At 40.8% G+C, this 25,919-nt stretch carries 20 protein-coding genes; 9 read left to right on the plus strand and 11 right to left on the minus strand.

What is annotated here, in order from left to right; all coding sequences use genetic code 11:
* Positions 1–145 precede the first annotated feature (145 nt).
* The 4 genes from mvk to fni are packed head-to-tail and all read left to right on the plus strand — an operon-like array spanning position 146 to position 4,197.
* Positions 146–1,087: a mevalonate kinase gene (mvk, locus tag IGI38_RS19505; RefSeq protein ID WP_438733532.1), complete on the plus strand. Its 942-nt coding sequence runs from the start codon at positions 146–148 to the stop codon at positions 1,085–1,087.
* Entirely contained in the window at positions 1,080–2,069 is a 990-nt protein-coding gene (mvaD, locus tag IGI38_RS19510; protein WP_438733533.1) for a diphosphomevalonate decarboxylase, read from the plus strand. The genes mvk and mvaD overlap by 8 nt, the downstream gene beginning before the upstream one ends.
* A complete protein-coding gene (locus IGI38_RS19515) occupies positions 2,070–3,158 on the plus strand; it encodes a phosphomevalonate kinase (protein WP_438733534.1) in 1,089 nt (362 codons plus the stop codon).
* Complete coding sequence (gene fni / locus IGI38_RS19520) at positions 3,148–4,197, plus strand: type 2 isopentenyl-diphosphate Delta-isomerase (protein WP_438733535.1); 1,050 nt, start codon at positions 3,148–3,150, stop codon at positions 4,195–4,197. The genes IGI38_RS19515 and fni overlap by 11 nt, the downstream gene beginning before the upstream one ends.
* An 18-nt stretch (positions 4,198–4,215) precedes the next feature.
* Here the strand turns inward: fni and IGI38_RS19525 are convergent, their stop codons facing one another.
* The 8 genes from IGI38_RS19525 to tgt all read right to left on the minus strand — a co-directional run bounded on the left by IGI38_RS19525 (position 4,216) and on the right by tgt (position 12,976).
* Positions 4,216–4,857 carry a FadR/GntR family transcriptional regulator gene (locus IGI38_RS19525; protein WP_438733536.1) on the minus strand — a complete coding sequence of 214 codons (642 nt, stop codon included), beginning with the start codon at positions 4,855–4,857 and terminating at the stop codon, positions 4,216–4,218.
* Positions 4,772–5,998: an MFS transporter gene (locus IGI38_RS19530; protein ID WP_438733537.1), complete on the minus strand. Its 1,227-nt coding sequence runs from the start codon at positions 5,996–5,998 to the stop codon at positions 4,772–4,774. Before IGI38_RS19530 ends, IGI38_RS19525 begins: the two co-directional genes overlap by 86 nt.
* Before the next feature lie 466 nt (positions 5,999–6,464).
* Entirely contained in the window at positions 6,465–6,839 is a 375-nt protein-coding gene (locus tag IGI38_RS19535; protein ID WP_438733538.1) for a DUF3021 domain-containing protein, read from the minus strand.
* Between the two features lie 15 nt (positions 6,840–6,854).
* A complete protein-coding gene (locus tag IGI38_RS19540; RefSeq protein ID WP_438733539.1) occupies positions 6,855–7,169 on the minus strand; it encodes a LytTR family DNA-binding domain-containing protein in 315 nt (104 codons plus the stop codon).
* 282 nt (positions 7,170–7,451) lie between these two features.
* Positions 7,452–7,925, minus strand: a complete 474-nt coding sequence (locus tag IGI38_RS19545; RefSeq protein ID WP_438733540.1) for a hypothetical protein — start codon at positions 7,923–7,925, stop codon at positions 7,452–7,454.
* 258 nt (positions 7,926–8,183) lie between these two features.
* Positions 8,184–10,784 (minus strand): bifunctional acetaldehyde-CoA/alcohol dehydrogenase, encoded by a 2,601-nt coding sequence (gene adhE, locus IGI38_RS19550; protein WP_438733541.1) that lies wholly within the window; start codon positions 10,782–10,784, stop codon positions 8,184–8,186.
* Between the two features lie 592 nt (positions 10,785–11,376).
* The gene (gene yajC / locus IGI38_RS19555; RefSeq protein WP_438733542.1) at positions 11,377–11,745 is read right to left on the minus strand and encodes a preprotein translocase subunit YajC; all 369 of its coding nucleotides are present in this window, start codon (positions 11,743–11,745) and stop codon (positions 11,377–11,379) included.
* A gap of 85 nt (positions 11,746–11,830) precedes the next feature.
* On the minus strand, positions 11,831–12,976 hold the full coding sequence (gene tgt, locus IGI38_RS19560) for a tRNA guanosine(34) transglycosylase Tgt (protein ID WP_438733543.1): 1,146 nt from the start codon (positions 12,974–12,976) through the stop codon (positions 11,831–11,833).
* Positions 12,977–13,379: 403 nt separating this feature from the next.
* Between tgt and adhE (IGI38_RS19565) the strand changes: the two genes are divergently transcribed.
* Positions 13,380–15,983 carry a bifunctional acetaldehyde-CoA/alcohol dehydrogenase gene (gene adhE, locus IGI38_RS19565; protein ID WP_438733544.1) on the plus strand — a complete coding sequence of 868 codons (2,604 nt, stop codon included), beginning with the start codon at positions 13,380–13,382 and terminating at the stop codon, positions 15,981–15,983.
* Between the two features lie 68 nt (positions 15,984–16,051).
* Here the strand turns inward: adhE (IGI38_RS19565) and IGI38_RS19570 are convergent, their stop codons facing one another.
* Together IGI38_RS19570 and queA are read right to left on the minus strand one after the other, a co-directional pair.
* Positions 16,052–18,694, minus strand: a complete 2,643-nt coding sequence (locus IGI38_RS19570) for a cation-translocating P-type ATPase (protein ID WP_438733545.1) — start codon at positions 18,692–18,694, stop codon at positions 16,052–16,054.
* A gap of 743 nt (positions 18,695–19,437) precedes the next feature.
* Complete coding sequence (queA, locus tag IGI38_RS19575) at positions 19,438–20,469, minus strand: tRNA preQ1(34) S-adenosylmethionine ribosyltransferase-isomerase QueA (RefSeq protein ID WP_438733546.1); 1,032 nt, start codon at positions 20,467–20,469, stop codon at positions 19,438–19,440.
* Between the two features lie 573 nt (positions 20,470–21,042).
* Between queA and IGI38_RS19580 the strand changes: the two genes are divergently transcribed.
* The 4 genes from IGI38_RS19580 to IGI38_RS19595 are packed head-to-tail and all read left to right on the plus strand — an operon-like array spanning position 21,043 to position 24,433.
* A complete protein-coding gene (locus tag IGI38_RS19580; RefSeq protein ID WP_438733548.1) occupies positions 21,043–22,215 on the plus strand; it encodes a betaine/proline/choline family ABC transporter ATP-binding protein in 1,173 nt (390 codons plus the stop codon).
* Between the two features lie 2 nt (positions 22,216–22,217).
* Positions 22,218–22,853 (plus strand): ABC transporter permease, encoded by a 636-nt coding sequence (locus IGI38_RS19585; RefSeq protein ID WP_438733549.1) that lies wholly within the window; start codon positions 22,218–22,220, stop codon positions 22,851–22,853.
* A gap of 3 nt (positions 22,854–22,856) precedes the next feature.
* Positions 22,857–23,774 carry an osmoprotectant ABC transporter substrate-binding protein gene (locus IGI38_RS19590; protein WP_438733551.1) on the plus strand — a complete coding sequence of 306 codons (918 nt, stop codon included), beginning with the start codon at positions 22,857–22,859 and terminating at the stop codon, positions 23,772–23,774.
* On the plus strand, positions 23,771–24,433 hold the full coding sequence (locus IGI38_RS19595) for an ABC transporter permease (RefSeq protein ID WP_438733552.1): 663 nt from the start codon (positions 23,771–23,773) through the stop codon (positions 24,431–24,433). The genes IGI38_RS19590 and IGI38_RS19595 overlap by 4 nt, the downstream gene beginning before the upstream one ends.
* A gap of 56 nt (positions 24,434–24,489) precedes the next feature.
* Here the strand turns inward: IGI38_RS19595 and IGI38_RS19600 are convergent, their stop codons facing one another.
* Complete coding sequence (locus tag IGI38_RS19600) at positions 24,490–25,908, minus strand: glycoside hydrolase family 1 protein (protein ID WP_438733553.1); 1,419 nt, start codon at positions 25,906–25,908, stop codon at positions 24,490–24,492.
* Positions 25,909–25,919 lie beyond the last annotated feature (11 nt).

Raw genomic sequence — 25,919 nt, forward strand, 5'->3', positions numbered from 1 at the left:
AGGTGGACTATAAAAAACGTATTGCTTTCGCTAGAAAAACAATTGCTTTAGAATCATTACTAGACAGTAGTGACCTGCGTTGGTAATCAAGTTTATTTTTCTTTTTGAAAAATAATTACTCTAAAACGAAATAGGGGTTTTTTTAATGAAATCGATTGGCACGGGTTATGCCAGCGGAAAGATCATATTAATGGGAGAACACTCGGTTGTCTACGGAGAACCAGCGATTGCCTTTCCTTTTTCTGGGACAGGTATCCAAGCAACGATCCGCGCAAATAAATTAGAATCCTGGATCGAATCCAGCTTCTTCCACGGACCGCTTTCAGAAGCGCCAAACACGATGCGAAATGTTACGGTCCTCCTTTGGTATTTAGTGAAACATTTTAAAATTCCAGAACCATTTTATTTAAAAATAGAAAGTTCTATTCCAGCAGAACGCGGAATGGGCTCTAGTGCGGCAGTCGCTGTCGCTATAACGCGGGCTGTCTTTGATTGGATGGAAGAACCCGCAACGCAAGAAAAGGTCTTGCATTTTGTCAATCAAGCGGAAGCCGTTGCTCATGGAAATCCCAGCGGCATAGATGCGACAACTATCAGCGGAACTGAACCAATCCTTTATCAAAAGGGAATCGGCTTCCAACCTTTCCAATTAAATATGGATGCTTTTTTAGTTGTTGCTGATACGGGGATTAAGGGACAGACGCGCAAAGCAGTCAAAGATATTGCGAAGCTGATGGAGATGCGGCCTTATGAAACCAACAAACAAATGCGTACTTTAGGGAAACTGACCAGCCAAGCCCAGCAAGCGATTTTACAAAATCGTCCGCATATTTTAGGCGATTGTATGAATCAGGCTCAAGGGTTATTACGGTTATTAGGTACCAGTAACCGCCACTTAGATCACTTGATTGAAACAGCGTTAGAAAATCAAGCATTAGGTGCTAAATTAACCGGCGGCGGCCGTGGCGGTTGCATGATTGCATTAGCTGAAAACGAAACAAGCGGACGCCAGCTGCAGCAGATCCTATTGAATGCCGGCGCGCGAAATACATGGATCGAAGGGTTAGGTGTGTACGCACATGTATAGCGGAAAAGCTCGAGCTTATACCAATATCGCTTTGATAAAATATTGGGGAAAAGAAAATCAAGAACTAATCATTCCAATGAACAACAGCCTATCATTGACATTGGATGCTTTTTACACAGAAACAAGCGTAACTTTTTCAGAAGAGACGACTGAAGATCTCTTCTACTTAGATAATCAACTGCAAGATTCGAAAGCGACCTTAAAAGTGAGTCGCTTTCTTGATTTAGTGCGGCAAAAAACTGACAGTTCTTTGCGTGCAGTCGTCAAGAGTAAAAACTTTGTTCCAACTGCAGCCGGTTTAGCTTCTTCTGCCAGCGGCTTAGCAGCTTTAGCCGCCGCCGCTAGCGCAGCACTGAAACTAAATCTATCACCAGAAGAATTATCTCGTTTGGCTCGTCGCGGTTCCGGTTCGGCTTGCCGCAGCATCTACGGCGGTTTTGCTGAGTGGCAAAAAGGCGATTCAGACGAGACTTCTTATGCTGCCGCTATTCCTAGTGATGGCTTTGAAAATGAATTAAGTATGATCTTCGTAGTCGTCAACGACGCACAAAAGGATGTCTCCAGTCGTGATGGAATGCAGCGAACCGTTGAGACCTCTGCTTTTTATGATGGTTGGCTGCAAACTATGCCGCAAGATTTAGTCAAAGCTAGAAAGGCCATTGCGGACAAAGACTTTACTGCTCTTGGCGAAGTAACCGAAGCCAGCGCCTTAAAAATGCATGGAACGACATTGGCGGCAGCACCGCCGTTTACTTATTGGTCTGCGGAAAGCATGAAGGCAATGAACCTTGTTCGTCAAATCAGAAATAGCGGCTTGCCTTGTTACTTCACAATGGACGCAGGGCCTAATGTCAAAATTCTTGTTGAGCGAAAAAATGAAGAGGCTCTATTGAACGCCTTAAAAGATCAGTTTGACTCACAGCAAATCGTTGCTGCCCATGCTGGTCCGGCAATTGAAATCTTATCTGAGGAGGACGCGTAAATGATCGAAGTGACTGCACCAGGAAAATTATACATTGCCGGTGAATACGCGGTTGTTGAACCCGGGCATCCAGCAATCATCGTTGCGATCGATCAATTTATCTCAGTCTCGATCGGCCCCGCAAAAAAAAGCGGCAGTATTCAATCTGCCCAATACAGCGATATGCCGATTCGTTGGACCCGACGCAAAAACGAATTAGTTTTAGATATTCGCGACAATCCGTTTCATTATATTTTAGCGGCGATTCACTTCACCGAAAAATTTGCCCAAGAAAAAGGAAAAAAACTAGCGTTCTTCGATTTAAAAGTGACCAGCGAATTGGATAATTCTAACGGTCGAAAATACGGGTTAGGTTCTAGCGGTGCTGTAACAGTTGCTACAGTCAAAGCGCTAAACGCCTTTTACCAACTAAACCTTTCGCAATTGGAGCTGTTCAAATTAGCTACACTAGCCCATCTAAACGTTCAGGGAAATGGCTCTTGCGGCGATATTGCAGCAAGCTGCTACGGCGGCTGGTTAGCTTTTTCGACCTTTGATCATGATTGGGTGTTGGAAAAGCTGGCTTCCGAGAAAATGACTACATTGATCGAAAGCGACTGGCCCAGCCTGCAAATCGAGCCTTTAAAAGTTCCAGAAGATTTGCGGTTATTGATTGGTTGGACCGGTAGTCCAGCATCAACCTCTGATTTAGTCGATCAGGTTCATCAATCCCGAGATGAAAAGAAAACTTCTTATGAGATTTTTTTAAGCGACAGCAAGAAATGTATCGATCAAATGATCCAAGGCTTCAAACAAAACAATATCGCCTTGATTCAAAAAATGATCCGCAAAAACCGCAGCTTATTAAATCAATTAACGAGTTTAAGCAATGTATCCATTGAAACAGAAGAATTGAAGCAGCTGAATGATCTCGCAGAAAAATACGGCGGTGCCGCAAAATCGTCTGGTGCCGGCGGAGGCGACTGCGGCATCGTGATTGTTGACAAACGTGCGGGTATCCTGCCATTGATGAGTTCATGGGAAAAGGCCGGAATTACTCCGTTGCCTTTACACGTCTATCATCTCACGGAGGATCGCCATGAATCGTAAAGATGAACATGTTTCTCTGGCGCGGGCTTTTCACCAGAAACCAAAAGCAAATGACTTCGACGCTGTTCGTTTGATCCACTCTTCTTTGGTACATACTCGTCCAGAAGAGATTGATCTAAGTACTAACATTCTTGGTTTAAAGCTCAGTGTTCCTTTTTACATCAACGCGATGACCGGCGGCAGCGAGAAAACCAAAAGGATCAACCATGATTTAGCTGTTATCGCTCGTGATACCAACTTAATGATGGCAACTGGATCGGTCAGTGCAGCTCTAAAAGATCCTAACGTAGCAGACTCCTATACCGTCGTTCGCGAGGTGAACCCAAATGGCTTGATTTTAGGCAATATGGGGGCTGGCAGAACGAGCGACGATGCAAAAAAAATCGTCGACTTGCTTCAAGCTGACGGCATGCAGATTCATTTGAATGTGCCGCAAGAGCTAATCATGCCTGAAGGTGACCGCGATTTCCATGAATGGCCCAAAAATATTGAAGAAACAATTCAACAATTAACTGTCCCTGTAATCGTTAAAGAAGTCGGCTTTGGTATGAACAAAGAAACTCTCCAGCAGCTGCAGACGTTAGGCGTAAAAGCTGTAGACGTTTCAGGGCGCAACGGCACCAGCTTCTCTCAAATCGAGAATGCTCGTCGCAAAAAAAGAGAGTTGGACTATCTTGATGATTGGGGGCAATCAACTGTGATCTCCTTATTAGAAGCACAAGAGTCCAGTGATTTGACGATTTTAGCTTCTGGCGGTATCCGAAATGCTTACGATATTTTCAAAGCTCTTTGCTTAGGAGCCAAAGCAGTGGGAATCTCCGCCGCCATTTTAGATCATCTTATCAGCAACGGCATTGACGCAACGATTGAAATGATCGAAGATTGGAAAGTACAACTTCATCGCTTATACTTAATGACCGATAAAACGTCGACGGCTGATTTAAGCTATAATCCTATTATTCTAAGCGACGCACCTAAGGCATGGTGCCAAGCCCGCGGAATCGATTATAAAAAATTGGCTACACGTCAACCTAAATAAACACATAAGAGGAAGAGATCAAAGGATCTCTTCCTCTTCGTCTGTAAATATATTCTTTCGAACCATCGCTTGCGCTTCTTCGACTTTTCCTTCAAGCAATGCACGGTACATTTTATTGTGCAGGCTCGTATTGTCTTGATAATCTTCCATTCGTAATACCTGCTGGCTCAAATGCAGTTTGATATCCGGCAACAATTCATTGTACCACTTGATCAAGAATGGGTTCCGACTTATAGAAACGATCTGCTGATGAAAAGCTAAATCCGCCTCAATATACTCAGAAAATTTTCCGGCCTCCAGCAGCTGATTTCGTTGAAACAACACTTCTTTTAAATGCAACATCTCTTTATCTGTTTGATGCGCCGCCGCTAAAACAACCGCCTCTGACTCAATCATTGAACGCACTCGTAAAAGATCTCCGAGTGAAAAATCTCCGATACTGCCATTTTTGACAAAGGTTCCCGACCCTTGCTTCACTTCTAAAACATTACTGAAAACTAAAATTTTTACTGCTTCCCGCAAGGTCGAACGCCCAACTCCGAAAATTTCCGCTAATTCTTTTTCCACCGGCAGTTTATCCCCGATCATCAACTCTTTTTGTTGAATGTAATTCTCTAACTGTTGAATCGTTTCGTTCACCAGATTGCGATTTTTCGTCATTCTCATAGCCTCTTCCTTGGATTGTCAGTAGCAAGATACCGCCACACAAAATAATCATACCATATAAGAAGACGTTGAAGGTTTGAAAAATATCTACAAATAGCCCTAACAGAATTGGAATCACTCCCCCGACAATGTAACCAAACGATTGAACCATTCCTGTCCATAAGCTCGCTTCCAAAGGCTCCTCACTCGCCTGTAACGGCAGCAGCATGGCTATCGGAAAGTAGCCGCCCAAACCAAAACCAATCAAGACAATGCCACTAACCAGAAAAACAAAACGATTCATCATCAAGCTGATTGCACCTGCCAAGATGATACAGCCGCAGATCGCTATCCAACTACGAGTATTCCCCCAATGATCCATCAACACTGGGATAATAAAACTAAACGTCATTTGTACAATTACAAATAATGTTAGGTATTGACTCGCTTCTCCTCGAGAAAATCCCTTTTGAACAAGCAACTCTACCAGCCATGTACTCACACTATAAAACATGCCCGATTGCAGCCCAAAAAATAAGACCATCTTCCACGCCTGTAATCGCCTTAATGGAAAACCACCAGAAATAGTCGGTGTAACAGGGCTTTTAACCGTCTGCTGTTTCATAACTAAATACCAGATACCGCCAGCAAAAATTGCTAAAACACTCCAACTTCCTAACGCAAAAGCCCAAGAATTCCCAGCCAATGAAAGGCTAAATTTCGATGCCGCAGCGGAGCCGATCCCCATACTGAGTGAATAGACACCAATCAACAAACCCGTCTGCTGTGGAAAAAATTCTTTAATCAAACTTGAAAGCAGCGGTCCGATGATTGCGATCGAAAAACCAATCACGACAGCCGAAATAACTAGGCTTACATAACTCGAGAACAAACTTCGACTCGCGGTTCCGATTGCTAGTAAAAACAGACAAAACAAAATACTTCGATCCCTACCAAATTGCTGCTGCATTCGTTTCACACCAAAAGCCATCATTCCCATACAAAGTACAGGAATACTCGTTAACAAACTAACCTGAAAATTATTCAGCTGCAAATCCTGTTTAATTACTCCGATCAACGGCGGGATGGAAGAAATCCCCAAACGCAGATTCAATGCCACGATAAAAACCACAAAAACCATTTTTCCATTTTTCATATTTTACTCCTCGAAATTCATCTGATGTATCTAGAATTCATCATATCATCTCAGGCTACGGTTTACAATCTGTAATTTTTCTCATTTCTCAAACTGCGCGTATAAAAAATCGGACGTGATCTTCATGGCTGACGCAAAACTAGGGATTGATTTAAAAGACGGAGATACTGTTATCACTCATGCTAAATAGTTAACGAATCAAACAGCGTTCTTCTGCCAACTAGATACTGGCAGAATGCGTATACGTTTAGCCAGTTAAGTTAATTATCGTCTCCAAATCCATAAGGACGATTAGTGCTGCATACCTATAAATTACATTTGTTTCCATCTACCGACAAAAAATAGACCACTCGTAGCTGACTACTAAGGCAATCAGTTTATCTACTTAATTAGATAGCTCAAATAGTATCAAGCTAAAAATGAAAAAAAGTCAGTACGACTCTTCATACTGACTTATATCCTGTGATTATAATTTTTTATTGATTTCTTCAATTTCGCGTTTGTGTTTTAAATAATAAAGAATCCAAATTGCGAAGAATATGAGGAAAAAGGATACTGAGGCAGACGCGATGACCTCCCACCTGAATGGAAACCACCGATTCATCCCTGCGGCGATCATAAAGACAATAAAGCTGCCTCCCATATGAATCAATGTTTGCGCCAAGATCGGCAACCCTTTTACTTCATAAATCAAACTTAATAAACCAATCACTACCGTTAACAAAACAAAGCTCGCGACAATTTTCCGAACCTCATTATCCGCAAAGATAAATGCTGATAGCATGCAGATCGCACTCCCTGTACCGATCGATCGAACCAATAATTTAATCATTTTTTCCATGTTGACTCCTCCTTTTTAAATACCTAAACGGCGCTTCAACTGATCTACGAAACGACGAGAAACAGTAATTTTTGCCTCATTTTTTAAATACGCATACAGACTGCCAGAGAAAGCAACCTCCAACCGCTGAATCTTTTTAGTATTCACCAACGCTGATTTAGAAACTTGCAGAAACAGCGCCTCTGGCAGTTCTTCTTTTAACGCCGTCAATGATTTGCGAAAAGTATACTTCTCATTTGCAGTATATAACGTCACATTTTTATTGAATATTTCTAAATAGACGATCTCTGCTTTATTTAATAAGACAACCTCGTCCTTGAGTTTAACCACTAATTGATCCTCCTGATAATCTTTCAAGCGACTAGCAATTTTATTCCCTATTGTTTTTCCCTCGCACGAATCCGAACTTCCGGATTTACCCAGTTCTCTTCGATTTTCACTTGAATCCTCAACTCCATAAACACATATTCACCCCCATCTGTGTAACTATCGTAAGCCTTTTTTCTCAGGATAAACAGGCCTTTTCCCTTTCTGGTAACTCAAACGGCCTATCCGGTTAATACACGAAAATATTGAAGGAAAACAAAAAAAGAAACCCACAAATGGATTTCTTTATCTTCTTAGTAATCGTTGAAGCCAATTCTTCTTTTCGCCAATTCGAATGTTTCCGCTAATCTTTTTGGCATCCAACATAGATTGGAAAAAGATATTGTCTTGTAATAATAATTGATTGATAACTTGCAATCGTCTAAAATGCTTTTTCTTATTCTCATCAAATTCCAGATCAGCCGGTAAATTCCCAGAGACTTCAAGACGAGCGTAATCCCTTTGAACAAGCTTCATCAACTCATATTGCTGTGTCAACAAGTGATTGATTTGTTTGATTTCTGAAGGTAGCACAGAGACTTTTAAATCTGAGGGTGCAAATCGATTCATTGCAGCGACATAATCTTGCATATCCAACAGAAAGATATGGTTCGCCTTACTTGCCATCAAATTTTTTTCATTAACTAAATAATCGATCAACGCACTTAATCGTGCATTCAATTCCCCTAGGTCTTTTAACTCACGTTTCAGTCTCTCCATGCCCTCGAACCTTTCTTATCATCCTAATTCTAGTCTATCGTTTTTCATAGGCTATAACAATCAAAGAGATTCATTTTGTCTAAAAAAACTGAATATTTTAAATAAAAACAATCGAATTTATTTTTTTATAAAAAATGTGCAAATTTTTCGTAAATAATCCGATAGATCGCTTATTATCTTCGAATACTCATCGCCTTATAATCCTCATTTTTCCAAAAGCAAAAAAAGAGCCCTCAAAATGAGGACCCTTGCTAAGCTCTAAGCTTTGTAATCGTAAGCTGTTACGATGATTTCTTTCAACTCGCTGATCAATGGTTCTTTTGGATTAGCAGTTGTACATTGGTCTTCGTAAGCTAATTCTGCCATACGATCAACTGTTGTATTTAATGTTTCTTGAGTCACGCCTTGCGCTTTCAAGTTCATTTCGATACCAGTTGTCACACCTAAATCGTAAACAGCAGTAATCAATGCTTCAACTAATTCCGCAGTTGTGTTGCCTTTCAGACCTAAGAACTTCGCAATATCAGCGTAGTCTGTGTCTGCACGGAAGTAGTCATATTTAGGGAACATTGCATGTTTTTGCGGATCTTTGGCATTGTAACGGATGATATGAGGCAATAGAATTGCATTCGTACGTCCATGAGGAATACCATATTCTCCACCGATTTTATGTGCTACTGAGTGACAAATTCCCAAGAATGCATTCGCGAATGCCATACCAGCCATAGCTGATGCGTTATGCATTTTTTCACGTGCTTCTGGATCAGCAGTTTTTACTGATTTTTCAAGGTTTTCAAAGACTAACTTGATTGCTTGTAAGCTCAAGCCGCGAGTGTAGTCAGATGCCATAACAGATACATAAGACTCGATCGCATGAGTTAATACGTCCATACCAGTATCAGCAGTTACTGAAGCAGGAACAGTCAGAACGAATTGTGGGTCAACGATCGCCACATCTGGTGTCAATGCATAGTCTGCTAATGGGTATTTCACGTGTGTTTCACTATCAGTGATAACGGCAAATGGTGTTACTTCGGCACCTGTACCAGAAGTTGTTGGGATACATACTAATTTTGCTTTTTCTGGTTTTGCAATTCCGTAAGTCCGTTTGCGGATATCCAAGAATTTTTGTTTCGCGCCGAAGAATGACGTATCTGGGTGTTCAAAGAACATCCACATGCCTTTCGCCGCATCCATCGCAGAACCACCACCAAGAGCGATGACTGTATCAGGTTTGAAATCGTTAAACATTTCTAGACCTTTGTAAACAGTGTTTGTTGAAGGGTTAGGTTCTACATCTGAGAAGACTTCGATCTTCACGTCATTCGAGCGACGTCCAAGAACTTCACGAACGATGTCAGCATAACCAAATTGAACCATACCTGGGTCACAAACTAGCATCACGCGTTCAACGTTTTCCATTTTTGTTAGATACAATAAAGAGTTCTTTTCGAAAAAGATTTTTGGCGGTAATTTAAACCATTGCATATTATTTCTCCGTTTCGCTATAGTTTTAACATTGATTAAGTTAATAGCAGATACGTTCTTAGATACAGAGTTCTTACCGTATGAACCACAACCAAGAGTCAATGATGGGATCATTTCATTGTAGATGTCACCGATACCGCCTTCAGCAGATGGTGAATTTACTAGAATACGGCAAGCTTTCATACGCAAACCAAATTTCACTTGCAAATCTTCGTCTTCAGTATGGATAACCGCAGTATGTCCTAATCCACCTAATTCAAGCATGCCTTGGCAAAGATCGAAACCATGTACGTGATCGTTTGCTTTGATCATTGCTAAAACTGGAGAAAGTTTTTCACGAGATAATGGATAATCCGCACCCACACCGTCTAATTCCGCGATCAGAATTTTCGTACCGGCAGGAACTTTGATACCCGCGCGTTGTGCGATATCCTCAGCTGAATGACCAACAATCGCAGGATTAACTGCATATTTGCCTTCGTTCATTACAGCGTCTTCCAATTTCTTTAATTCCGCTTTCTTCACTACGTATACTTGATGCGCTTGGAATTCAGCTTTCACTTCTTCATAAACTTCTTTATCAACGATGACCGCTTGTTCAGAAGCACAAATCATACCATTATCAAAAGATTTTGATACGATCAAGTCATTTACTGCACGTTTGATTTTCGCAGTTTTTTCAATATATGAAGGAACGTTACCAGCACCTACACCTAACGCTGGTTTACCTGTAGAGTAAGCTGATTTAACCATTCCTGGTCCACCAGTCGCAAGTACAATTGCAACGCCTGGGTGATTCATTAACATTGATGTTGCGTCGATCGATGGCTTTTCGATCCATTGGATACAGTTTTCAGGAGCGCCCGCTGCGATTGCAGCATCACGAACGATACGCGCAGCTTCAGCTGAACATTTTTGAGCACTTGGATGGAATGCAAATACGATTGGATTCCCTGTTTTCAATGCGATCATTGATTTAAAGATCGTAGTAGATGTTGGGTTCGTTGTAGGTGTTACTCCACAAACAACTCCGACAGGTCCAGCAACTTCAATTAAACCTTTTTGCTTATCTTCGCCGATTACACCGACTGTTTTATCATGCTTGATGCTGTTCCAGATGTATTCTGATGCGTACATGTTTTTGATCGCTTTATCTTCAACAATCCCACGGCCAGTTTCTTCAACCGCCATTTTTGCCAACATCATATGTTTGTCTAGTGCAGCCATTGCCATTTCGTGAACGATATGGTCAACTTTTTCTTGATCGAAATCTTCCATTTCTTTCAGAGCAACATTTGCTTTTGCCGCTAGTTCATCAATCACTTGTTCAACGCTGATCGCGTCTTTTTCCTTTTCAATCGCTTTAGCCATGTGTATCCTCCTAAAAATTTTTGTGTTACTTTTCACATACACATCATACAACACCATCTAACGTTTGTAAATAGTTTTTGTGATTTTTTTCACACCATAGTTTTTTCTTAACAAATGCCATGATACAAGCTATAAAGGAACATCTGTTTTTAAAGTGCTTTGGACCAATAAAGAGGATAACAAAAGAACTTTTTTCACAAATAGGCACCGTTTTCATTTTATTCTAATGGATAAAACAGTCTATTTTGAATTTACTAAATCCTCTATTGCTTAGTTAGATAGAAGTTGATTATTAGAATTATTTCCCTTAAATAGAAAGAACGGACCCACAGCTAAATACTCTGTCGATCCGTTCTACTCTTATTCTTTTACTTTTTCACAAAATCTAATTTCCCAGCTGCTTTGATATTGACCGTTTGTTTTGGCAAATGAGTCATCTTAGATTAAGACAACTAGTCCTAGTTAAACAAATCACCGTTTCCAAAAAAAAGAGACAAAAAAACTGATCAACAACTTAAGACGTCGTCAATCAGTATTCTTAAAGAGACGCGCAAAAATTGCGCGTCTTACTGTAATTAAAAATAAACCAGTTCTAATTATCTTCTGTTTTATCTTCAGGTTTTTCTTCTACAATTGTTTCTTGTGGTTCAACTGCTTCTGGTTCAACAACTTCAGACTCGACAGGTGCTGCAGTTGGACGGACACCCGCTTTGACTGTTCTGATTGAAGAACGATCAAATACTAGGAAGATACCTTCACAATCTAAAGTAACTGTTTTGTCGCTATTGTTGATTTCAGAGATAACTCCGTGTAATCCACCGATCGTTACTACGCTGTCTCCAACCTTCATTGCATCTAATAAACTTTGACGTTCTTGCTGTTGTTTCTTTTGAGAACGGTTCATAAAGAAGAACATTCCCAGCATCAACACTAGTAAGATAATCATTGAAAAGTTTCCCATTTAAAATTTCCCTCGCATTCTTAGTAAATCTACTTTATAACTGTAACAAAGTTTCTAAAGTTACACTAGCCTTTTTCCTCAGACTTTAGAAACTTTTTGCGTTTTGCTTGTTAAAGCCATATTCTTCAAAGAAAGCTTGGCGGAACTCAAGTAGGTTGTCATCCATAATCGCTTGACGAACTTGTTTCATCAGATTAATCAAAAAGTATAGATTATGATAAGAAGTCAAACGAATACCAAAAGTTTCATCACAGTGGATCAAGTGACGAATATAGGCACGAGTATAGTTACGACAAGTGTAGCAATCACATTTTTCATCTAACGGACGGAAATCATGTGCATACTTCGCGTTTTTAACAACCAAACGTCCAGCAGAGGTCATACACGTCCCGTTACGAGCGATCCGTGTTGGTAATACGCAGTCGAACATATCAACGCCGCGAATGACGCCATCAATCAAGGAATCCGCCGCTCCAACACCCATCAAGTAGCGAGGTTTATTTTCTGGAATCAATGGTGTCGTGAATTCTAAGACGCGGTTCATCTCTTCTTTTGGTTCACCTACAGAAAGACCACCGATTGAATACCCAGGAAAATCCATGCTGACTAAATCTTTCGCGCTTTGACGACGCAAATCTTCAAAACCAGCGCCTTGGATGATTCCGAATAATCCCTGTGTGCTTGGATTGGCATGTGCATTCAAGCCGCGTTCAGCCCAACGTGAAGTACGTTCTACAGATTTTTTTACATAATCGTAGCTTTCATCAAATGGCGGGCACTCATCGAAACTCATCATAATATCTGAACCTAATTTATTTTGGATGTCGATCGCTTTTTCTGGCGATAAGAACATTTTCGAACCATTCAAATGGTTTTTGAAGTGAACCCCTTCTTCAACGATGTTACGCATGTCGGCTAATGAAAAGACTTGGAAGCCACCAGAATCCGTTAAAATCGGTTGATCCCAATTCATAAATTTGTGTAATCCACCAGCTTCAGCCACTAGATCTTCTCCAGGGCGTAACCAGAGATGGTACGTGTTACTTAAAATGATGCCAGCACCCATCTCTTTTAAATCTTCAGGGGACATTGTTTTCACAGTAGCTAAAGTTCCTACCGGCATAAACATTGGTGTCGGGAACGTTCCATGAGGGGTGATGATTTCTCCGAGACGCGCTCCTGTATGTTTTTCTTTCTTTATTAAACGATAAGAAATGGCAGGTTCAGTCATTTAATTTCCTACTTTCTTCTATATGTATATGTTTGCAACTTGTATCATGATACTGGTTTTAAACCGCTTTTGCAACTTTCCATTAGGAGTTAAGGTGCTTTCAATCGTCAAAACTACTTGTTCATAAAAATACAAAGTAATTTTTTTTTATTTTTTCGAGAAAACAATTTGATATTATTTCACGCACTTTTTAACTCTTAATTTTTTTTAATGTTTCACAAACCCCACTCTAATCAAATCGAAATCGTTTATATTCTATTTTAATGAATTTTTTAGATTATTTATCAAATTATTATAATCTCTCTTGACGATTGTGAACGAAATCTTTAACTATGGAAAGCGTTTACAATTCGAGGTATACCAATTATGATGGGTGTGTTAAAAAAATATTAGGAGGAAAGAAATGGTTAAAGCGACAGAAAAGAAAAAGACAGAACCAATCGATGTTGAAGCCATGATCAATGATCTGGCAACGAAAGGAAATGATGCATTAAAGGTTTTATCCAGCTTTGATCAAGAAAAAGTGGACCATATCGTTCACGAAATGGCCATGGCAGCATTAGACAAACACATGTTGTTGGCAAAAATGGCAGTTGAGGAAACAGGACGCGGAATTGTCGAAGATAAAGCAATCAAGAATATGTATGCTTCTGAATACATCTGGAACAATATCAAACACGACAAGACTGCTGGAGTAATCTATGAGGACAAACAAAAACATCTTGTCCAAATAGCTGAACCTGTTGGCGTTATTTGCGGGGTCACACCGACGACTAACCCAACTTCAACAACTATATTCAAATCATTGATTGCGATCAAGACTCGTAATCCAATTGTTTTTGCCTTCCATCCAAGTGCTCAAAAATGTTCAGCCGAAGCAGCACGCATCGTTCGGGATGCTGCAATCGCGGCGGGGGCACCAGAAAACTGTATCCAATGGATCGAAACACCTTCCCTTGATGCTACCCAAGGATTAATGAATCATCCTGGTATCGCGATCGTCTTAGCAACAGGCGGAGGCGCCATGGTGAAATCTGCTTACTCTACGGGTAAACCAGCTTTAGGTGTTGGACCGGGAAATGTTCCTTCGTATATCGAAAAAACGGCCAACATCAAACGTGCAGTTAACGATTTACTGGTTTCTAAAACTTTTGACAGCGGCATGATCTGTGCCTCTGAGCAAGCGGTCATCGTTGACAAAGAAGTCTATGAAGATGTCAAAAAAGAATTCCAAGCACACCAAGTCTACTTTGTTAAGAAAAATGAATTACGTCAGCTAGAAGCTGTTGTAATGAATGAAGGGAAATATGCGGTTAATCCAAAAATCGTTGGTTTTTCTGCTAAAGCAATCGCTGAACTAGCTGGAATCGGCGTTCCAGACGGAACAAAAATGTTAATTGCTGAATTAGATGGGGTAGGACCAGATTATCCGCTATCTCGCGAAAAACTATCTCCAGTTTTAGCAATGATCAAATCAAATAATACTGAACACGGACTTGATTTATCTGAGGCAATGTTAGAGTTAGGCGGATTAGGACATACTGCGGTTATCCATACTGAAGATCCTGATGTTGAATTGGATTTCAGCCTGCGCATGAAGGCTTGTCGTATATTGGTCAATTCGCCATCTTCTGAAGGCGGTATTGGCGATATCTATAATGAATTGATTCCATCATTGACGCTCGGGTGTGGTTCTTACGGAAAGAATTCCGTTTCTCATAACGTCTCCGCCCTTGACTTGATCAACATCAAAACTGTAGCGAAACGGAGAAAAAACATGCAATGGTTTAAACTTCCACCAAAAATCTACTTTGAAAAGAACTCTCTATTGTATTTGACTCAAATGGAAAATGTGGAACGTGTCATGTTAGTTTGTGATCCTGGAATGGTTCAATTCGGTTATGCAGATATCGTTCGGGAAGCGCTAGGCAGACGTCAAAATGACGTGAAGGTCGAAGTCTTCTCTGATGTTGAACCAAACCCTTCAACGAATACCGTATATAAAGGTTTAGAAATGATCATCAACTTCCAGCCAGACACGATCATCGCTCTCGGCGGCGGATCTGCGATGGATGCGGCGAAAGGCATGTGGATGTTCTTTGAACACCCAGACACTTCCTTCTTCGGAGCAAAACAAAAATTCTTGGATATCCGTAAACGGACCTACGGTATTAAACCGCCAGAAAAAACTCAGCTAGTCTGCATTCCGACTACTTCTGGTACAGGTGCTGAAGTAACGCCATTTGCGGTTATCACAGACAGTGAAACTCACGTGAAATACCCATTAGCAGACTATGCACTGACACCAAACGTGGCGATCATTGACCCGCAATTTGTATTGACCTTGCCTAAATCAATTGCTGCTGATACAGGTATGGACGTGTTAACTCACGCGATCGAGTCTTACGTATCAGTAATGGCATCTGATTACACTCGCGGTTTGAGCTTGCAAGCGATTAAGATCGTCTTTGACTATTTAGAAAAATCAGTTAAGACTGGCGATGAAGAGTCACGGGAAAAAATGCATAATGCATCCGCTATGGCTGGTATGGCATTCGCGAACGCATTCTTAGGTATTTGTCATTCGATCGCTCATAAGATCGGTGGAGAATACGGCATTCCTCACGGACGTACTAATGCGATTCTCTTACCGCATATCGTTCGTTACAATGCAAAAGATCCGCAAAAACATGCGATGTTCCCTAAATATGATTACTTCCGTGCCGATACCGATTATGCAGATATCGCAAAATTCTTAGGCTTGAAAGGCAAAACGACAGAAGAATTAGTCGAAGCCTTAATAACAGCGATTTATGATTTAGGCGTGAGCGTTGGTATCGATATGAGTCTGAAAGCGCAAGGTGTAACACAAGAAAAATTAGACTCTACAGTTGATCGGATGGCTGAATTGGCTTATGAAGACCAATGTACGACTGCCAATCCGAAAGAACCACTAATCAGTGAATTGAAAGAGATCATCGTTACCTGCTACGACTACAAACAATAATAATAATGATGCACTGCAAAAACCCTTCGATAACTTTCATCATCGAAGGGTTTTTTGCGAGTATTTCTTTAAATATTTTCCGGATCTACTTCCGGCGTTTTATGGAATTTGATCAATTCATTAACGATGATCGGTACGATCGAAAGCAAGATCGCAATCACCCAATGATTCATACTGATTGGAACTAAATAGAATAGTTCTTGTGTTTGAGGAATCAAAGCAATCGCCGTTGTGATTCCAAGTGCCAGCCAAGCCATTTGAGCTAAGGATTTATTTGTTGCAAGATCCACTTTAAAAATTGACTTGCTGCTGCGAACATTGAATACATGTAAAATTGACGAATAAGCCAACACTAAGAATGCCACAGTTTGACCAACTTCTAAACTTGGCGGTGTAAAGTAACTGACATGTTCAACAAATGCACCAATGTAAAAACCAATCAGTGTCACAACCGTGAATACTGCGGCATTTAATCCAATCTTCTTCCACAGACCTCGAGCAAAAATACCTTCATCACGAGGAATTGGTTTTTCATCCATGATTCCGGCTTCTGCTGGTTCCCTGCCCAGAGCAAAACCAGGCAACCCATCTGCCACGACATTAACGAATAAAAGCTGAACCGCAGTAAAGGGTGCACCCCAACCTAGCAGCATAGCGATCACTACAATAAAAATCTCAGAGATATTACAACTAAGCAAAAAGTTGATTGCTTTACGTATTCCTTGATAAACAGAGCGCCCACGAGCAACTGCATCAACGATCGTCGCAAAATTGTCATCCGTCAACACCATATCAGCAGCACCTTTTGCTACATCCGTACCAGTGATTCCCATCGCACAACCAACATCACTTGCTTTCAATGCCGGCGCATCATTGACACCATCACCAGTCATAGCTACAACAGCACCTATACGCTGCCAAGACTTAACGATTCGAATTTTATCCTCTGGAGTCACACGGGCATAAACGGACAACTCCTTCACACGCTCATCTAGCTCTTCATCGCTCATTTTTTGCAGTTGAGCCCCAGAAATCGCCTCTTTGCGGCTCTTCATAATTCCTAATTCTTTTGCGATAGCTCCCGCGGTAACAACATGATCCCCAGTAATCATCACTGTTTTGATCCCTGCTTTTTTAGCTCGTGCAATTGCAGATTTTGATTCCGGACGCGGCGGATCTATCATTCCGATCAGCCCCATCAAGCGTAGATTTTTTTCCAATGCTTCCGAGGTAATTTCTTTTGGTTCTTCCTCATGGATCGCGTAACCTACTGCAATAACTCGTAATGCTTTTTTCCCAAAGCGGTCATTGACTATAGCAGCTTGGTCTACATCACCATAATGGAATTTTGGTAACAATACGTCGAACGCGCCTTTAGTAATGGAAATAAATTTCTTTCCGCGCTTATGTACAGTCGTCATCATTTTTCGATCAGAATCGAAAGGAATTTCACCGATCCGCGGATATTTTTCTTCCAGTTCAGCTTTCGTATGGTAGTTTTCTTCTACTGCACGAACGATCGCCGCTTCTGTAGGATTACCCTTGATTTCTAATTCATTATCCTCATTTTCTACGATAACATCGGTACACAACGCTGCAATGCTTAAAACTTCCATTGCTTCTTCTGTCATACCTTCTTCAGTATCAACAACAGAATCACCGTGTGTCCACACTCGGCGAACACGCATTTTGTTTTGCGTCAGCGTGCCTGTCTTATCTGAACATATTACATTCGCTGAACCCAATGTCTCCACTGCCGGTAATCTGCGGATGATCGCATCCTTCTGCGCCATCTTCTGAACACCGTACGCTAATGTCAAGGTCACGATAACCGTCAACGTCTCCGGCACAGCAGCAACAGCTAAAGAAATCGCTGTGATGAACATATCCAACATCGGTTCGCCTTGCATCTCTCCAATAAAAAACACAAAAGCCGCAGCTGCCAAAGCGATCAAACTGATCCGTTTTCCCAATTGATTTAATCGTTTTTGCAGAGGTGTTTTTTGGTTTTCATCACTATTTAAAAGACCAGCAATTTTCCCCATCTCAGTTTTCATGCCTGTCGCAGTAATAACTGCTTTTCCGCGACCATTTACTACTGTTGATCCTTTATAGAGCATGTTCAAACGATCGCCTAAAGCAGCTTCATCTTCACCTACATACTCAGGATCTTTCATAACCGGTTCACTCTCACCAGTCAAAGCGGATTCTTCCACTCGCAATTGCGAAGCCTCAACGATTCTTGCATCAGCTGTGATCATCGAGCCTGATTCAAGTAATAAAGTATCTCCTGGTACCAAATCTTCCGCATCAATCTCTTCCTGCTTACCATCTCGCATGACTGTTGCGGTCTGTTTATTCATGTCCTGCAATGCCGACAATGCTTTTTCCGCATTTCCTTCTTGCACGATCGCCAAAACAGAATTGATGACCACGATCGCAATAATTAGAAAACTTTCGAAATAATCACCGTGATCGGTTGCTATTGCAGTATAAAGTGAAATGACAGCCGCAACCAATAAGATAATCGTCGTAAAATCTGTCAGACTATGGAAAAACTTTTTGGCTATTGATTCTTTCGGCGCTTCTTCAAACTTATTTTTTCCGTTATTTTTTAATTGTTCTTCAACTTTACTTTCTGTCAAACCATTATCTAAATCGGCATTATACTCACTAACCACGACATCTATCGTCTCTTTGTAGGGTTCCATACCATTCCTCCTTTTGTTATAAAAAACCTATCTATATAATTACTATAACATAGGAAAGTACACGAACTCAAAGCATACACCTTGTCTTTACGTCAAAAAGTAACAAAAATAAACATTCAAAATAACTAGGTGTAATCGCTTTCAAAAAGGACTTGAATGTGCTATATTATAGATACAAGGAAGGAGGAACTTAGATCATTCGAAGGATTTCTCGATAAAAAGTAGAAAAAAGTAAACAATAAAATTGTTAGTAATACAAGATTCACCGAAAATTTGTCAATAGTATGCGTGTGAAGTATTTCCTTATAAATAGTGAATGCGTATCCGAGATTGAGTAGTACATCAAACACACAAGTAAAAAGATACGTAAGTAAAATAGTTTCTTAAAACTGAATAAAAGTGAAAACGTAGTAAAAACAAATATTTATGTTTATAGTCAAGAAATTCATGTAATACTTTGCATGTATCATAAAAAGTAATATAAAATTCGAATGAACTAATCCTTCCGATATTCTAAGAGCCAGGCAGTCGAGAGCCTGGCTTTTTTTGTGCGTAAAAAAAGAGGCTGTGACAGAAGTGGTCAGCTTCAAGAAATTTCGGCTTATTTCCGAATGCTAGCTCTGCTTAGTGAAACTTAGCAGTAACTGTATGCGTAGCTTGCGAAGAAGAAGCTACTTCTAGCACACCGTTTGTTCGGAAAAAGGAACTGTGACAAGACTTTTGCCACAGTTCCTTTCCTGCTACTATTTCACAAACATCGCATCCCCGAAGCTGAAGAAACGATAACGTTCTTCAATTGCATGATGATAAGCGGCCAACGTCTGATCACGACCAGCGAATGCGCTGACTAGCATCACTAAAGTAGATTTTGGCAAATGAAAGTTCGTCGAAAAAGCTTGGACAACCTTGAACTCATACCCAGGAGTGATGAATATATCAGTCCAACCGCTATCTGCTTTGATCTCACCGTTAAACTTCGTCCCGATAGTTTCTAACGTACGGATCGAAGTCGTCCCAACAGCAATAATCTTTCCACCATTTTCTCGAACTTCATTTAGTTGAGCCGCCGCCTCTTCTGTTAAACGGTAAAACTCACTGTGCATCTGATGTTCTGCGATATTATCTACACTTACTGGTCGGAACGTTCCCAAGCCAACGTGCAGAGTCAAATAGACGAGCTTCACCCCTTTTGCGGCAATTGTTTCTAATAATTCGGGTGTAAAGTGCAGCCCTGCAGTCGGTGCAGCAGCTGACCCATTTTCTTTTGCGTAAACAGTCTGATAACGCTCAGGGTCTTCCAAGCGCTCCTTAATGTATGGAGGCAGCGGCATTTCGCCTAGCGACTCTAGATTTTCCAAAAAGATTCCTTCATATGAAAATTCTACGATCCGTCCACCATGTTCCAATTCTTTTTTCACTTCTGCTCGTAAACGACCATCGCCAAAAACGATCTGGGTTCCAACCTTCGCTCGGCGCGCTGGTTTAATCAATGTCTCCCATTCGTCCCCTTGCGTATTGTTTAACAGTAATACTTCTAGATGTCCCCCAGTTTCTGGCTTTTCGCCATACAATCGAGCCGGTAAAACGCGAGTATCATTCATCACTAAGGCATCTCCCGCGTTTAATTCTTCAATAATCTCATCAAAATGTTTGTCCGCGATTTGACCAGTCTCCCGATCTAAAACTAATAAACGCGAACTATCACGCTTTTCTAGAGGGGTTTGGGCAATTAATTCTTCTGGTAAATCAAAATCAAAATCTTCTGTGGTTAACATAGCTTCTCCTCTTTTCCTCGGCTATTCTATCATGGGAAACGCGCATTGGAAAGTCTAGACGCATTTAGCAACATGCTCTCCAAGATTAGAAAAGTTCTCATTTTTTGGAAAATTTTCCATATTCATGAAAAAATTGTTCTTTTATTCTTTGTTCTCTCATTCTTTATATCAAAAGTAAGTTACTTCCAGCAAAAACAATTCGTTATTTTATCCTCTCATAAACCCGCTGATTATCATTGGATTCAACTAGTAAATGAGCCGGTTATTTGCTTTTTTATCCCTTCTTGTAGCATACTTAAATTATAAGTCTGTTAAATTTTATACATTCTGGAAGCCATTTTCATTCTTTCTCGATAATCTCAACAGACTTATTTTGTTTACAAAATAAGTCTATCTCGCGTGTGAAAAAAAGAAAATGACGACTGAAATGAAAAAGAACTGATTTTTCTGAGGAAAAATTCATTTCTTAACATGAAAAGAAAGCGGATGCTGTTTTTCGCTTCAGCGTATTGGCAGAATCGTAAGTAAATTTGAACACAGAACATACGAAATAGGAATAGGAGTGCAAAAAAAATGATTGAATTTGACCACGTTTCTAAAATATACAATGGAAACAAAGTAGCCGTTGAAGATATCAATCTCTCTTTTGATAAAGGGGAATTCATTTGTTTGATTGGTACTAGCGGCAGCGGAAAAACGACGACCATGCGAATGATCAATCGGATGATCGAGCCGACTAAAGGAACAATCAAAATCAACGGCGAAGATATTCAAAAGAAAAATCCCGTCGAGCTGCGCCGGCAAATCGGCTACGTCATTCAAAATATTGGCTTGATGCCGCATATGACAATCCGCGATAACATTACTCTTGTACAACGATTGCTAAAGGTAGACAAAGAGGAACAAAACAAAACAGCTGAAAAAATGATCGACTTAGTTGAACTGCCACGTGATATGCTGGATCGTTATCCCCATGAATTATCAGGTGGACAACAGCAACGGATCGGGGTTGTTCGTGCGCTGGCGGCTGATCAGGATGTTATCTTGATGGATGAACCCTTTGGTGCCTTAGACCCAATCACACGAGATTCTTTACAAGATCTTGTGAAGGATTTACAAGAACGCTTAGGCAAGACTATCGTTTTTGTTACTCACGATATGGATGAAGCATTAAAATTAGCTAATCGTATCGCGATTATGGATGATGGAAAGGTGCTTCAATTTGATACACCAGAAAATATCCTGCAGCATCCGGCGACTGATTTTGTGGAAGAACTTCTTGGCGAAGACCGTTTATTGCAAGCGAAACCTGATACTACAACGGTTGGTGAAATCATGATGCATACCGCGGTCTCGATCACCCCAGAGAAAAGTTTGCAGAATGCAATCCGTTTGATGCGCGAAAAACGTGTAGATACATTGCTGATTGTTGATGAAGATAATGTCTTGAAAGGGTTTGTCGATGTTGAAACAATTGATCATGAACGACGTCGCGGCAAAGCCACAAGCGTCGGTGATATCATCAATCCGAAAGTTTTCTACGTAAAAGAATCCGCCTTGGTTCGAGATAGTTTACAACGGATTTTAAAACGCGGCGTGAAATATGTGCCAGTTGTTGATGACGGTAATCATCTTGTTGGTATCCTAACGAGAGTCTCTCTAGTGGATATCATTTATGATGTGCTTTGGGGCGAAGAGGAAACCTTCGGAGACGCGGCTGAAAACATAACAAGCGAGGAGGCGTAATCATGCAAGCATTCATCAATGAATATGGTGGCCAAATGCTGACAAAGAGCGCTGAACATTTGTATATCTCTGCCATTGCTTTAGGTCTTGGTATTTTAGTTGCAGTTCCTTTAGGTATCTTGCTGACTCGTCTGCCCAAGATCGCAAACTTTGTGATTGGTGTCGCTAGTGTATTGCAAACTGTCCCTTCACTTGCTTTATTGGCCTTGATGATTCCCTTCTTCGGTGTGGGGAAATTCCCAGCGATTATCGCGCTGTTCATTTATTCTCTACTACCGATTTTACGCAACACCTTTATCGGGATGAAAAATGTCGATCGAAACTACCGGGATGTCGCTAAGGGCATGGGGATGACCAACTTACAATCAATCTTTACTGTTGAGCTTCCCATCGCGATCCCAACCATTATGGCGGGGATTCGTTTAGCCGCTGTTTATGTAATCGCTTGGGCAACGCTAGCTTCCTATATTGGTGCCGGCGGTTTAGGCGACTTGATCTTCAGTGGATTGAATAATTTCCAACCCCCTTTGATTATCGCAGGGACTGTACCAGTTATCTTAATGGCGCTAATTGTCGATCTCTTATTAGGGTTCCTAGAAGATCATTTGACTCCAGCAGCACTAAGGAAGGAGGAGTAAAGAATGAAGAAAATAAAAATTTGGGCTTTACTCGGACTTTCATTACTATTTCTAAGCAGCTGTTCTTTTCCTGGTCTAGCATCTAACGACAATGAAAATACCATTGGAATTACTGGTGGAATCACCTCTGAGACACAGATTTTGGCCAACTTAGTTTCCGGAATGATCAAGCATTATACTGATCTAGATACCACGATCATCAATAACTTGGCAACGACGACGATCAATCATCAAGCGATGATGAATCACGACGCCTCCATCTCAGCGGCCCGTTATACCGGAACTGACTTAACAACGACTTTAGGTTTGCCAGCGGAGAAAGATCCGAAAAAAGCCTTCAATACCGTTAAATCAGAATTCGAAAAACGCTACAAACAAACTTGGTTTTCTTCATACGGCTTTGACAACACCTATGTTTTCTTGGTTCGTAAAGATACTGCTGAAAAATACAATCTGAAAAAAGTCAGCGATTTGAAGAAACACGCTGGCGAACTGAAAGCCGGTGTTGATACTGCATGGATCACCCGTGAAGGTGATGGATATGATGGTTTCAAAAAAACTTACGGCTTCGAATTTTCTTCGATATTGCCAATGCAGATTGGACTCGTTTATGATGCCGTAGAAGCTGGTAAAATGGATATCGTTTTAGGGTATTCAACTGATGGCCGGATTGCCAGCTACGATCTTGTGATGCTGGAAGACGACCGAAACTTCTTCCCGCCTTATGATGCGGCAGCGATTGCGAGTGATGAGGTCCTGAAGAAAAACCCTAAGATTCGCACAGCTTTAAAACGGTTAGAAGGAACGATCAATACTAAGGAAATGCAAAAATTGAACTATCGTGCCGATAATGACTTGGTCGAACCCTCTGTTATCGCAGAAGATTTCCTAAAACAACACAACTATTTTGAAAAGGAGTGAAGCACATGAATACGTTCCAACAATTTATAGATTACTTCCAAACTAACGGTGTCTACGTTTTCAATCAATTTGTGCGGCACTTCCTGATCTCGATCTACGGAGTGTTGTTCGCGGCAATCGTTGGGATTCCAATTGGAATCTTCATTTCAAAACATTATAAATTAGCCAATTGGGTAATTCGAATCGCGAATGTCATTCAAACGATTCCTTCACTAGCTATGATTTCAATCCTAATGATTGGTTTAGGCCTAGGAGTAAACGTGGTAATCTTAACCGTCTTTCTATACTCCTTATTGCCGATCATCAAAAACACTTATACTGGGATGCGTCAAGTGGACAAAAATGCTTTAGATGTCGGAAAAGGGATGGGAATGACCTCATGGCAACGACTCTATATGATCGAACTGCCGCTTTCCGTTTCAGTCATTATGGCTGGTATTCGAAACGCGTTAGTTGTTGCGATCGGTATTACTGCGATCGGGGCCTTCGTTGGAGCCGGTGGTTTGGGAGATATCATCATCCGCGGAACCAATGCGACAGATGGTACTTCCTTGATCTTAGCCGGTGCTTTACCGACTGCCTTAATGGCGATTTTGACCGACTGGATTTTAAGTATCGTTGAACGAAAATTAGATCCAGCAACGAAAACAAGTAAATAGCCACTTAATAAACACCCCTTTAAGTCAATTGATGATGACTTAAAGGGGTGTTTGATTTATTTAAATTCTTCGACATCCTCAATCGATAATTTTCGATCGTCTACTAAAGACCGATACCAATAAGCCGATTTTTTTAGCGACCTCGTTCGATTCTTATCCAACTCGATGCGGACTAATCCATATCGATTTTTAAAAGCGTTCATTGGTGACACGCAATCTGTAAAGGCCCACAGCATATACCCTTCACATGTCGAACCCTCTTCAACTCCTCGCAGCAGCTGATAGAGGTGCTGGGATATGAAGTCAATGCGATAATCGTCCTGGACGATCCCTTCCTCATTTTTGTACCGTTCCTCCTGTTCGCGTCCCATCCCATTCTCTGTAATCAACCAAGGTATTGCACGATAATTGTTTTTAAGATACATCGACATATCGTACATAATTTCTGGATAGATTTCCCATCCACGCGAGTTGTTCATTCGCTTACCTGGAAGATCAAAAGGCTCATAATACATTTCTGGATGAAACGGCGTTTGATCCTGCCATTTGCATCTCGGCGCTCGTACTCGTTTTGGGTAGTATTGATTAATTCCTAAAAAATCGACCGGATTTTGTTTAATCACCTCAAGCTCTTCAGCAGTCGGTTCAAAATAAATCTCATGCTTTTTACACACATTAATTAGCTCTTCAGAATATTCCCCGTTGATCATTGGATCGAAAAAGATTCGATTGAAGAATAGATCATACATTTTGGCCGCGTGTACATCTTCAGGAGAATTCGATCTGGGATAAACCATTTCAGGATTCAAAATACAACCGATCCGCCCATCGTTTTGCTTTTTATGATAGCGTTCAACCGCTCTAGCCGTCGCCAATGCCTTATGATAATTCCACAACATCCACTTTTTGGTATTCTGCTCATGCGGCCAACGGACAGCATCCAAGTAACACCTTGTCTGCACCACGATGGGTTCATTAAATGTAAACCAATTTTTGACACGGTCGCCATAACGATCAAAAGCAATCTCTGCGTATTGGACATAAAGCTCTACGACTTGTTTAGAAGACCAGCCATCATACTTATCCATTAGATACTTTGGAACTTCATAATGCTCCAAACACAGCATCGGCTCCACTCCAGCTTCGATCTGCCGATCAATAACTTCATCAATATGTCTCGCATATGCTTCATCTACAACTAATTTTTCATAATCCGTAAAAAAACGCGACCAATTAATCGATGTTCTATAATGAGTTAAATGGATCTCTTTCATCAAATCAATATCCTGTTCGTAGTTCTCCATAAAATTTGTTGCAACACCAGGGCCGTAGCCTTCATGCCAAACAAATTTTTCATTTTTGTACCAGCTGTCTATGAAGGAGTCCTGTCCTTCTTTTTTCCCTTTCCAGCCTTCTGTTTGCCAAGCAGAAGAAGCTGCACCTATTACAAAATTTTTTGGAATAGAAATAATCATTGTTGTCCTCC

The organism is Enterococcus sp. AZ128, from assembly GCF_051714485.1.
Lineage (GTDB): Bacteria > Bacillota > Bacilli > Lactobacillales > Enterococcaceae > Enterococcus_A.

Coding starts and splice junctions, on each gene's coding strand:
- mvk (WP_438733532.1), top strand. CDS start 146: ATGAAATCGATTGGCACGGGTTATGCCAGCGGAAAGATCATATTAATG.
- mvaD (WP_438733533.1), top strand. CDS start 1,080: ATGTATAGCGGAAAAGCTCGAGCTTATACCAATATCGCTTTGATAAAA.
- IGI38_RS19515 (WP_438733534.1), top strand. CDS start 2,070: ATGATCGAAGTGACTGCACCAGGAAAATTATACATTGCCGGTGAATAC.
- fni (WP_438733535.1), top strand. CDS start 3,148: ATGAATCGTAAAGATGAACATGTTTCTCTGGCGCGGGCTTTTCACCAG.
- IGI38_RS19525 (WP_438733536.1), bottom strand. CDS start 4,857: ATGACGAAAAATCGCAATCTGGTGAACGAAACGATTCAACAGTTAGAG.
- IGI38_RS19530 (WP_438733537.1), bottom strand. CDS start 5,998: ATGAAAAATGGAAAAATGGTTTTTGTGGTTTTTATCGTGGCATTGAAT.
- IGI38_RS19535 (WP_438733538.1), bottom strand. CDS start 6,839: ATGGAAAAAATGATTAAATTATTGGTTCGATCGATCGGTACAGGGAGT.
- IGI38_RS19545 (WP_438733540.1), bottom strand. CDS start 7,925: ATGGAGAGACTGAAACGTGAGTTAAAAGACCTAGGGGAATTGAATGCA.
- adhE (WP_438733541.1), bottom strand. CDS start 10,784: ATGGCTAAAGCGATTGAAAAGGAAAAAGACGCGATCAGCGTTGAACAA.
- yajC (WP_438733542.1), bottom strand. CDS start 11,745: ATGGGAAACTTTTCAATGATTATCTTACTAGTGTTGATGCTGGGAATG.
- tgt (WP_438733543.1), bottom strand. CDS start 12,976: ATGACTGAACCTGCCATTTCTTATCGTTTAATAAAGAAAGAAAAACAT.
- adhE (WP_438733544.1), top strand. CDS start 13,380: ATGGTTAAAGCGACAGAAAAGAAAAAGACAGAACCAATCGATGTTGAA.
- IGI38_RS19570 (WP_438733545.1), bottom strand. CDS start 18,694: ATGGAACCCTACAAAGAGACGATAGATGTCGTGGTTAGTGAGTATAAT.
- queA (WP_438733546.1), bottom strand. CDS start 20,469: ATGTTAACCACAGAAGATTTTGATTTTGATTTACCAGAAGAATTAATT.
- IGI38_RS19580 (WP_438733548.1), top strand. CDS start 21,043: ATGATTGAATTTGACCACGTTTCTAAAATATACAATGGAAACAAAGTA.
- IGI38_RS19585 (WP_438733549.1), top strand. CDS start 22,218: ATGCAAGCATTCATCAATGAATATGGTGGCCAAATGCTGACAAAGAGC.
- IGI38_RS19590 (WP_438733551.1), top strand. CDS start 22,857: ATGAAGAAAATAAAAATTTGGGCTTTACTCGGACTTTCATTACTATTT.
- IGI38_RS19600 (WP_438733553.1), bottom strand. CDS start 25,908: ATGATTATTTCTATTCCAAAAAATTTTGTAATAGGTGCAGCTTCTTCT.